The 9,219-nt window shown below is 47.6% G+C and carries 12 protein-coding genes; 11 read left to right on the forward strand and 1 reads right to left on the reverse strand.

The features are described from left to right. Positions 1 to 14: 14 nt before the first annotated feature. The 5 genes from FJZ26_02105 (at position 15) to FJZ26_02125 (ending at position 4,741) form a co-directional block, all read left to right on the forward strand. Entirely contained in the window at positions 15 to 638 is a 624-nt protein-coding gene (locus tag FJZ26_02105; GenBank protein MBM3229199.1) for a SufD family Fe-S cluster assembly protein, read from the forward strand. Next, the gene (sufS, locus tag FJZ26_02110; GenBank protein MBM3229200.1) at positions 631 to 1,854 is read left to right on the forward strand and encodes a SufS family cysteine desulfurase; all 1,224 of its coding nucleotides are present in this window, start codon (positions 631 to 633) and stop codon (positions 1,852 to 1,854) included. The genes FJZ26_02105 and sufS overlap by 8 nt, the downstream gene beginning before the upstream one ends. A gap of 16 nt (positions 1,855 to 1,870) precedes the next feature. Next, the gene (locus FJZ26_02115) at positions 1,871 to 2,269 is read left to right on the forward strand and encodes an iron-sulfur cluster assembly scaffold protein (GenBank protein MBM3229201.1); all 399 of its coding nucleotides are present in this window, start codon (positions 1,871 to 1,873) and stop codon (positions 2,267 to 2,269) included. A 105-nt stretch (positions 2,270 to 2,374) separates the two neighbouring features. Continuing rightward, on the forward strand, positions 2,375 to 3,388 hold the full coding sequence (locus FJZ26_02120; GenBank protein ID MBM3229202.1) for a hypothetical protein: 1,014 nt from the start codon (positions 2,375 to 2,377) through the stop codon (positions 3,386 to 3,388). A gap of 132 nt (positions 3,389 to 3,520) precedes the next feature. Continuing rightward, entirely contained in the window at positions 3,521 to 4,741 is a 1,221-nt protein-coding gene (locus FJZ26_02125; GenBank protein MBM3229203.1) for a hypothetical protein, read from the forward strand. Positions 4,742 to 4,788: 47 nt separating this feature from the next. Here FJZ26_02125 and FJZ26_02130 read toward each other — a convergent pair whose 3' ends face one another. Further along, entirely contained in the window at positions 4,789 to 5,349 is a 561-nt protein-coding gene (locus tag FJZ26_02130) for a hypothetical protein (protein MBM3229204.1), read from the reverse strand. Positions 5,350 to 5,622: 273 nt separating this feature from the next. Here FJZ26_02130 and FJZ26_02135 point away from each other — a divergent pair, with 273 nt between their 5' ends. The 6 genes from FJZ26_02135 to FJZ26_02160 all read left to right on the forward strand — a co-directional run. Then, positions 5,623 to 6,114: a hypothetical protein gene (locus FJZ26_02135; protein MBM3229205.1), complete on the forward strand. Its 492-nt coding sequence runs from the start codon at positions 5,623 to 5,625 to the stop codon at positions 6,112 to 6,114. A gap of 89 nt (positions 6,115 to 6,203) precedes the next feature. Beyond that, positions 6,204 to 6,674 carry a hypothetical protein gene (locus tag FJZ26_02140; GenBank protein MBM3229206.1) on the forward strand — a complete coding sequence of 157 codons (471 nt, stop codon included), beginning with the start codon at positions 6,204 to 6,206 and terminating at the stop codon, positions 6,672 to 6,674. A 27-nt stretch (positions 6,675 to 6,701) separates the two neighbouring features. Continuing rightward, positions 6,702 to 6,902, forward strand: a complete 201-nt coding sequence (locus FJZ26_02145) for a heavy-metal-associated domain-containing protein (GenBank protein ID MBM3229207.1) — start codon at positions 6,702 to 6,704, stop codon at positions 6,900 to 6,902. 47 nt (positions 6,903 to 6,949) lie between these two features. Further along, complete coding sequence (locus tag FJZ26_02150) at positions 6,950 to 7,918, forward strand: hypothetical protein (protein MBM3229208.1); 969 nt, start codon at positions 6,950 to 6,952, stop codon at positions 7,916 to 7,918. Positions 7,919 to 7,966: 48 nt separating this feature from the next. Then, positions 7,967 to 8,575, forward strand: coding sequence for a hypothetical protein (locus tag FJZ26_02155; GenBank protein MBM3229209.1), 609 nt, complete (start codon positions 7,967 to 7,969; stop codon positions 8,573 to 8,575). A gap of 51 nt (positions 8,576 to 8,626) precedes the next feature. Next, positions 8,627 to 9,219, forward strand: a 593-nt coding sequence (locus FJZ26_02160) for a cation-translocating P-type ATPase (GenBank protein ID MBM3229210.1), incomplete at its 3' end; no start/stop codon positions are given.

The following is a 9,219-nucleotide window of genomic DNA, read 5'->3' on the forward strand; positions in this document are numbered from 1 at the left end:
TATCGTGTGCATCATTGAACAGGAATATGGGCGGGGCTTTGGAGGCTTTCTCAAAGAGGTTTGACGTTCAGAAAGGTGCAAAGGTTTTGGTTGACGAGGCAAGCTTAGGGTGCGGGACAAGCGTCCTTTCAACTAGAAGCTTTCTTGTCGGTGAATCTGCATCTTCGCATTACAACGGGATATTTTACGGTTTTGGGAATGCCCGATATTATTTCCAGCAAGATGCTGTGCATGATGCGCAAGGAACTGAAAACCAGATTTTTGCAAAAGGGGCGCTTGACGGGGGAGCAGTTTCGAATTTCAACGGGCTTCTTAAGATTTCAAGGCAGGCGCAGCTTTCAACAACAGACTTTAGGGAAAAGGTCCTCATGCTTTCAGATTCGGCCCAAAGCTTCTCCATGCCCTCACTTGACGTGCAAAACAATGATGTTTCAGCAGCCCATGGTGCAGCCGTCGGGCAGCCAGAGGAAGAGGAACTGTTTTACCTAAAGACAAGGGGGCTTGGCGAGGCTGGCGCTAAAAGCATCATAACAAGGGGATTTTACCAGGAGTGCTTAGCAAGAATGGACAAGGAGGCAGGGGCAAGGTTTGTAAAGGAGCTCAACCCAATAATCGGATTTGTTGATGACATTGGATGAGAAAAAAATCAGGGCTGACTTTCCGCTTCTTAATAAAAAAATCAATGGAAAGCCGGTCTTTTATCTTGACAATGCGGCAAGCACTCAAAAGCCAAGTGCAGTGTTAGAGGCGCTTGTGGAATTTTACGAAGGAAGCTATGCAAACATCCACAGGGGGGCCTACAGCCTGTCTGAGCAGGCAACCGACTTGTACGAGAAGGCCAGGGAAAAGGTGGCAAGGTTCATTGGAGCAAGGCCCGATGAAATTGTCTTTACGAAAGGAACCACGGAAGGGATTAATCTGGCTGCCTATGCCTGGGGAGGGGCCAACCTTTCGCACGCCGACATGGTTTTGATTAGCCAGATGGAGCATCATTCAAACATTGTCCCCTGGCAGATTGTTGCAAAGGCAAGGAAGGCAAGGGTGGAGGCAATAAGAGTTGACACAAGCACGCTGTGCCTGGATATGAGGCAGGCAGATGAGTTGTTGGCAAAAAAGCCGAAGGTTCTTGCAGTTGCACACGCATCAAATGCGATAGGCACAGTGAATGATGTGGCTAGGCTTTGCAGGCAGGCAAAGGAGCAAGGCGCAAGGGTGCTTGTGGATGCTGCACAGTCTGCCCCGCACATAAGGCTTGACGTTGGGAAAATCGGCTGCGATTTTCTTGCCTTTTCTGGCCACAAGATTCTGGGGCCAACTGGAATCGGCGTATTGTTCATAAGCCAGAGCGTGCAGAAGAGCACTCCTCCATTTTTGGGAGGCGGGGACATGATTCGCTCAGTTGAGATTGGCAGCTTCACGCATGCAGACCCCCCCGCAAAGTATGAGGCAGGAACGCCCCCAATTGCACAGGCAATAGGGCTGATGGCGGCAATTGGGTATATTGAGAAGATTGGATTGGAAAGAGTCAGGGGGCATGAGATTGCGCTTGCTGATTTGTGCCAAAAGGGCCTTGAAGAACTTGGCTGCACTGTTTACAGGTGCGGGCAGGAGAGATGGAAGGGCGGGATAGTTGCATTTGACACGCCTGGCATACACCCACACGACCTTGCGACAATACTTGACAGGGAAAACGTCATGGTGCGCTCAGGCCACCAGTGTGCGATGCCGCTTCACAGGGCCCTTGGTGTCAGCGCCACTGCAAGGGCCTCGTTTTACATCTACAATGGGAAGGAGGACGTAGAAAAGCTTTGCAGCGGAGTTGAAAGGGCAAAAAAAATATTTGGAACGGATTGAGCAGGGGCAACTGACAATGGAAGGCAACGACGAGCTATACAGGGAGATAATCCTTGATAATTACAGAAACCCGAAAAACAGGGGAAGGATTGAAAGGCCGGACGGCGCAGCATTTGATTCCAACCCACTGTGCGGGGACGAGGTGAGAATTGAGGTGCTGGTAAGAAGAGGAGTTGTGAATAAGATACGGTTTGAGGGAAGCGGATGCGCCATTTCGATTGCGTGCGCCTCCATGCTTGCAAGCAGGCTTGAGGGAAAAAAACTTTCCCAAGTGCAGGGTGCAGATAAAAAACTTGTTCTTGGCTTGCTTGGGGGGATTGACCCTGGACCCTCAAGGATAAAGTGCGCCATGCTTCCGCTAAAGGTGCTAAAATTGGCGCTATTGTCAGCAAAATCCAAGAAACTCAACAAATAGAAAATGCGCATAGGAAAGCCGATTTATTAGGGCCCGATTGCCAAAACTCTACTCAAACTGCCTGTTGCATATGAATATTAAAAGCTATTTTGTGGGAAATTATATATGTCTGAAATAAACCGCCGCACGAATTTGGAGTCAGAGCTTGACATAGTGTATTATCCAACAAATGCCGAGCTTTCCCTACTTGAGGCAGTGAATGCGGCTAATATTATATACAAGCTGCAGCAGCACAGAAGCGGGTTCTTAACAAGCAACTTGGAGAGAGATAAATTTCAAGCGTTTAATGAGGAGCTTATGCAAAGCTGCAGGAAGCTACTAAATCCGGAAACAATCTTTTGGCCGCCAGCGCATTTCATTGGCTGGTATTATCTGACCAGATATGGAAAAGAGGGGGATGCAAGCCTTGTAAAAATGGCACTTGCTGTTGAAAACTATATAAAATCAGATTTTCTGCCATGGGGGCGATTCAAGCTTTACGAGGGGGGCGTCAGCGCGTGGACAGAAAGGCTTACAGAGTTGGAAGCAAGGTGGGAGAAGCTTGAGAGCGCTGAGCAGCTGATGGATGCAATTTACGATTCGGATTTGATGCAACTCTATTTGAGCGGGGAGATAAAGCAAATAGATCATTTGCTCTACAAAACAAGGCTAAGAAACATAGAACGTGATGTTGAGTGTTTTGCGGCAGAGGAGGGGGCAAAAGGCACTGATGTGCTAATTGTGCTTCAAGCAAAGAAAATGCTTATGCTTCTTGTGCATGAAAGCTGCCTTGAGGTTTCAGGTTCAAAGGAGGATTATAGTTGCATTGTAGAGGTTGCAAAAACAATGAAGGTTAAGAATGGGATAAACATAAATGTCCTTATTGCAGGTCTTGAGTCGTTTGGTGGCCAAATGGCAATGAGATACCTTGAGGCTCTGTCAAAAAATGCAATCAGCAAAACAGCAAGAACACATGCAATAAAATCGCTGCAAAGGCTCGATTCGGCAAGGATGGGAGCCTACAGCACGCTTATTGCCGCGTTAAAAAATAGGAAACACGATTGGAGTAAAACTCTCGTATATGAACCACCTGCGCAAAAACCATCCGTACCGCCCATGTTGAGAAAGAATATAAATTAATAAATGCAATAAAAAAATATAAGAATAACAAGAATGGATATAATAACGGAAATAATAATCAAGTACAAATAACCCAGATGTAGAAAAAGCGTAGCACTGGGAAATGCACAAGAAGATAAGCAAGTTGAGAATATGGATAAAAGGCTTTTGTTGTTTGCTCTTGTAGCGCTTTTTGCAAGCCCTGTTTTTGCAGGATACACTGAAACTGCCAATGTGCAGGTATTGGACTCACAGCTCAGGCCGATTGAAAGGGCGCAGGTATATGTGATTTACAACCTGAATAAGGAGTATGGAGCTTTCAAGACACCTGCCCGAGAGACTGACCCACAGGGCATGGCAAAGATTACTTTTACTAACAACGAGTTCACAATAGGGCTCGTGGATTACAAGTACAAAGTCATTGCACAGTACATGAATGCCACAAATGAAATAGAAGTTGTTGCCGGGGACGACCACCCCCCTGTCCTTACGGTGGTATTGCCTGCAAGCGTCCTTTCTGTCACGCTCAAAGACCAGTTCGGAAAACCAGTTGTCGGGACGGTTGAGGCAGGCGGCATCAGAAAGGACACGGATGGAGGCGGGTATGCTGGATTGCTTGTGGCCAAAGGCTCCTATTTGCTTTCGGCAAGCGCACTTAAAGCCTCCAAGGAATTTCTGGTGATGGTGGACAATGACACTGCAAAGACCATTGTATTCAGGACATACACGCCAAAAGTCAAGGTGATTAACGATAATGGGATCGGGCTTCAGGCAAGGGTGGAGATTGACAATTATACGATTTCATCCGACTCAAGCGGGATTGCGGCATTCCCAAAAACGGCAAAGATGCCTACCAGCGCAAAAATAAAGTACAGCAACATTGTTGCCCAAAAGTCGGTCAATTTTGAGGTTGAAGACACAAGCCTTGTTGTTCTTGACATGACCCCGCCAAAAATCTCAAATGTGAGGGCTTTTTACGAAAATGGGATTGTGACTTTGTCTGCGACAATTGAAGACTTTGGCCCATTTGCTTCTGGCTTTGGCAAGGACAGCCAGTTTGAAGTGGATTATTCGGTTGGGGACAACAAAAGGAAGGCTTTTATGTATCCGCTTAGCGACAAGGAATTCCAGGCAGAAATTCCAACGCTTGATGCAAGCAGCATTGTGTATTACACTATAATCGTTACCGACTCGGAAGGAAACAGCAACAGTGCTTCTGGGACATACAGAGTCGAGGCCAAGGTGGAGGAAAAACCCAAGGTTGAGCCGCCTAAAAAAGATGATACGATGATGTATGCTGCAATAGGCGTTGCTTTGGGTGTCGCCCTGCTGGGGGCATACATATACAAAAGGAAGAAAGACGAAGAGGGCTAAAAAGGCCTGGGTAGGAATGACGCCACCGGCTTTGCCTGTTTCTGGTGTTAGTTGGTTTGTTGTATCTGCGATTGCTTTGCCAGAAGCGCACCGTAAAGTGCGGCATTTAGAATTATCTTGTTAGTCTTTCCTATTTTTTCAACTGCCAGGATTTGTTTTCCCTCTAGCCTGAAGACCGCCCTGTGAACCCTAAGCCTTGTTATGCCTTCAAGCCTGCTTAGCTCCGACTGGTAGGCGCTTCCGTGGTTTTTAACAAGATAGAGAATGATTTTCCTGTCCTCACCGCTTAGAAACCCCAGAAGCATTTCAGCAGTGATGCCAGACTCCGCCTCCCTGATTTCAATGCGCTCATATAGGAGATAAAAGGCAAAAGCCCCAACTGCTACCCCAAGTGCCGACATGAGAAACATAAGCTCCAGGTGGTATTGCGCAACTACCTCAAGAAGCCCAAATGAAAACTCTTTGGGAAGCTTGTATGTGAAAACAAGCACAAAAGTCAGGAAAATGAATACAAACACCAGACTAACGACGAGTGCAAGGCGGCGGTTAAGCGACATGTTTCGCAATTGTGAAATCATGCTATTTCTGTTTTTTTGCTTTGAAACCATTGTTTCACCAACATATAAGTATTGTTTCAACCAAATGAAATCTAGGATGTGGAGTTCCTTTGCTCCTTGGATATTTATAACAGTTATGAAATGATGACGCGCTGAGCGGAGGAGGCATATAATATAATGGATTGGGGGGCCATGGAACAAAATAACAAGATATATATTGGATGAAATGATAACTGGAAAAATTGGGCTTGAGGGACAACAACACGATTTTGGCAATCGAGCTAGACAGAAGAATATACGCAGATTGAGACGGAGGGGGAAAGCATGGATAGGGGAATATTGACAATATTTGCAATGGCGATAATAGGCTTCGCACTAGTTTTCATTTTTGCGCAGGGCGGAAATGAGAATTTAGGCTTGCCTGGAGGGAATGGTGGAGGGAGGGGCAGCGGAGGGACAGGCGGAAATGGTGGTATCGGTGGCTCTGGAGGAAGCGGAAGCACAGGCTCAGGCGGGGGAGATGGTGCTGGAGGGAATGTTGGCGCCGGTGGCATTCAGGATGTTTATGTCAAGGCAGGATGGGGAGGGTATGACAAGCCGGAAGTCAGAGTCAAGGCAGGCAGCCCTGTCAGATTTCACTTCAGCGCTGACCAGAATTCCGGGTGCGGCAGGGCCCTATTCATAAATGAGTTTGGGGTGAGCTTAATTTCAAGAAGCGGCGAGGAGCAGGTTGCCACATTCACGCCAAAAAACCCTGGCACATACCAGTATCACTGCAGCATGTACATGTTTGTCGGAAACCTTGTTGTGACTTAGGAGAAAGTAAAGATACGAGGAAGCGCATTGGCACAAATTTGGAACTTGGGAAATGGTTGATTTGGAATGAATATTTTCTTGGTGATTGATTGGAAAGCGGCATTGGACATATAAGGAAAGTGTTTGGGGACAGAAAAAGCGCAGGATTGTTTGCTGTTCTTTGCACTGTGCTTTTGGTGGTCTACCTGACGCTAAATAGCGTGATTGACCCCTTGAGGCTTGCATTAAACAGCCTTGCCAAGCCATTGGATGTTGCACTAGTCGTTGTGCTTGCAATAATGGCGGCTCTTTTCATGACTCTTTTGGAATACCAGCACAGGCAGAGCGGCAGTGTGGTGGGCGCCAGAGGGGGGACTTTTGGGGCAATAGTCGGAGGCCTGACAACTGCTTGCCCCATATGCCTTCCGCTATGGACATATTATCTTGGAATTGGTTCGGTTGCGGCAAGCCTTGCACAGGCAAGCCCATATTTGCTTGCAGCAAGCATCATTGGGTTAGGCTACAGCATACGCAGGATTGCCATAAGCGGACAGGAAGGCTGCGCTATCGGTAAAAAATAGGAATTGAGGAATGACTGGGGGGAGAAAATGGAAAAAACGCTCAAGGTTTCAGGAATGCACTGCAAAAGCTGCCAGGTGCTTTTGGCAGACATTATAGGAGAAGTGGACGGGGCCAAGGCGCTGAGTCTTGATTTCAAGACGGGTCTGGTCAGGGTAAGCATTTCTGACGAGTCGGCACTTTCTAAGGTGAAGGAAGCGATAAAGGGTGAGGGCTACAAGGTGGAATAGGGAAAAGTGCCGCTTACGAGAGAAAACAAGGCAACGGAGTTGGTAATATGGTAGTTGAACAGGAATTTGAGCTTCATGGCATGCACTGTGAATCATGCGAGAAGATAATCGCAAGGGCGGTTTCAAAGTATGCCGGCGCAAGCGCAACAGGGTTTGATATGAAAAAAAACACAGTGAGGATTGCCTGCCAGCAGGACGATTTGGAAAAAATAAGGCGGGACTTGCTTGAAAAGGGGTATCAGATTCTGATGCCTGGAGAGGAGAAAAAGAGTGGGTATGAGGCAGGCTCTCTTGGAAGGGCCAGGACATTTCTTGTCAACATGGTTTTTGGGGCGCCTGGATACGCACAAGAAAGCAAGCTTGTTTTCAGCGCAGTCTTCTCCCTTGCAGTACTTTTGATCGTGCACGCCGCGCTATTCATGACTGCATTCAAAAACACCCAAAACTATATTGACAGATACGGAATCATTTTCATCCTCATGTCAGTTTCGGTTGTTGCAGTCCTTTTTGCATTTTTCCATGCAAGGGCATTTAAGAGGCAGACTGGCTGCATGTCAGGGATGATGAACGGCATGACAATAGGCATGATGGGTGGGTTTTTGATAGGCGCTTTTGCCGGCGCCACAAACGGGATGTATGTCGGAAGCCTGGTGGGGATGGCAGTGGGCATTGGCCTTGGTTTTGAGGCAGGCAGGTGCTGCGGGGTCATGGGGGCAATGGAGGGGGCCATGGGTGGGCTTATGGCAGGCACCATGGGCGCCATGCTTTCGGTCATGATGGTAAACGACCACCTGATTGAGTTCTTGTTTATTCTGACAGGAACGGCACTTGCAATACTGGTTGGGCTAAGCTACATGCTGTACAAGGAACACGGAAGCATTGATTCAAAGGAATACAACATAACAGCAAGCCAGTTCCTGCTTTTTGCACTTGCAATTGACCTTGTGGTTACGGTGATTTCAATATTTGGGCCAAAGGCAGGATTTGTATGGACTGGCGGACAGGCCGGGATTTGAACGGAATATGAAATGATAGTTTAAGTGATACGGCAAGGGGTGTTTATCATGAAAAATCTTGAGCTTTTGGCAATAGGCGTGATAGTGATTGCCCTATTAAGCATGGTTTTTGCCAACATGTCGCAGGCGGGAGGGAAATACGGACAGGGTGGGCAAGTTTTGCAAAATAGCCAGGCAACAGGCTATGCACTGCAGGCAAAGCCAACAGAAGGAATCGCAGCACTGGGGCAGGGGCAGAAAGCTGCTGCCAAGTTCGCACCTGCCCAAAAAGGAGTCGGGAACATTCAGGTGAAAAGTGGGGTGCAGGAAATAACGCTAACAGTGCAGGGCGGCAGTTATTACCCAAATCCAATCCGCGTTAAAAAAGGAACGCCTGTGAGGCTTGTGGCTGACTTAAGCCAAATGTCCGGATGTTCAAGAAGCATAGTAATTCCTGAGTTTGGCATTAGCAAGGTCTTGAGTAATACGGACAACACAATTGAATTCACGCCCACCAAGTCAGGCACATTTGATTTTTCCTGCTCGATGGGCATGTACCAGGGAAAAATTGTTGTTGAAGAGGCTGACGGGACTGTTGCGGCTTATGAGGGAATAGCTCCAAAAAGGGCCGCCGGTGGAACGTGCGGGATGGGAGGGGGCTGCGGCTGTGGTGGTTGAGATGTTTGCCACTGCCTTGGGATTTTGAGAAAAAACAGGGGGGAGAGTTTTATGAAAAGAGAAGATTTTACAGTTAATGGGATGCACTGCGCAAGCTGTGCCACACTTATCACAAGAGGGCTTGCCAAACTGCCCGGAGTGCAGAAGGCCAATGTGAATTATGCGGCGGCACGGGCACAGGTTGAATATGATGAGAAACAGGCAAGCCAACAGCAGATAATTGACAAAATATCGGCACTTGGTTACAAGGCAACATTGGGGTTTGACTCGCAGCGCGAAAAAAAGGAGCGCGAGCATGAGATTAAGGAGTTGACGCAAAAGCTCCTAATAGGCACAGTGCTTTCAGTTCCGGCAATCGCACTTGGGATGTTTGTAATGGACTTCCCATTCCGCCTTTTGTTGCTGTTTCTTTTATCTACACCCGTTCAGTTTATTGTTGGCGCAAGCTTTTATCAGGGCGCGATATCGGCAGCCCGCAACAAGAGTGCATCAATGGATACACTTATTGCAGTTGGCACAACTGCCGCCTACCTGTTCTCGCTTGCCGCGCTATTTGGCATTGTTGAGGAGCAGTATTTCGAAGTGTCGGCATCCCTTATCACACTTGTGATACTTGGAAAATATCTCGAGGCGGTTGCAAAGGG

The organism is Candidatus Parvarchaeota archaeon, assembly GCA_016866895.1.
GTDB lineage: Archaea > Micrarchaeota > Micrarchaeia > Anstonellales > VGKX01 > VGKX01.

Coding starts and splice junctions, on each gene's coding strand:
- FJZ26_02150 (MBM3229208.1), top strand. CDS start 6,950: ATGGTAGTTGAACAGGAATTTGAGCTTCATGGCATGCACTGTGAATCA.
- FJZ26_02125 (MBM3229203.1), top strand. CDS start 3,521: ATGGATAAAAGGCTTTTGTTGTTTGCTCTTGTAGCGCTTTTTGCAAGC.
- FJZ26_02135 (MBM3229205.1), top strand. CDS start 5,623: ATGGATAGGGGAATATTGACAATATTTGCAATGGCGATAATAGGCTTC.
- FJZ26_02145 (MBM3229207.1), top strand. CDS start 6,702: ATGGAAAAAACGCTCAAGGTTTCAGGAATGCACTGCAAAAGCTGCCAG.
- FJZ26_02120 (MBM3229202.1), top strand. CDS start 2,375: ATGTCTGAAATAAACCGCCGCACGAATTTGGAGTCAGAGCTTGACATA.
- FJZ26_02155 (MBM3229209.1), top strand. CDS start 7,967: ATGAAAAATCTTGAGCTTTTGGCAATAGGCGTGATAGTGATTGCCCTA.
- FJZ26_02130 (MBM3229204.1), bottom strand. CDS start 5,349: ATGGTTTCAAAGCAAAAAAACAGAAATAGCATGATTTCACAATTGCGA.
- FJZ26_02115 (MBM3229201.1), top strand. CDS start 1,871: ATGGAAGGCAACGACGAGCTATACAGGGAGATAATCCTTGATAATTAC.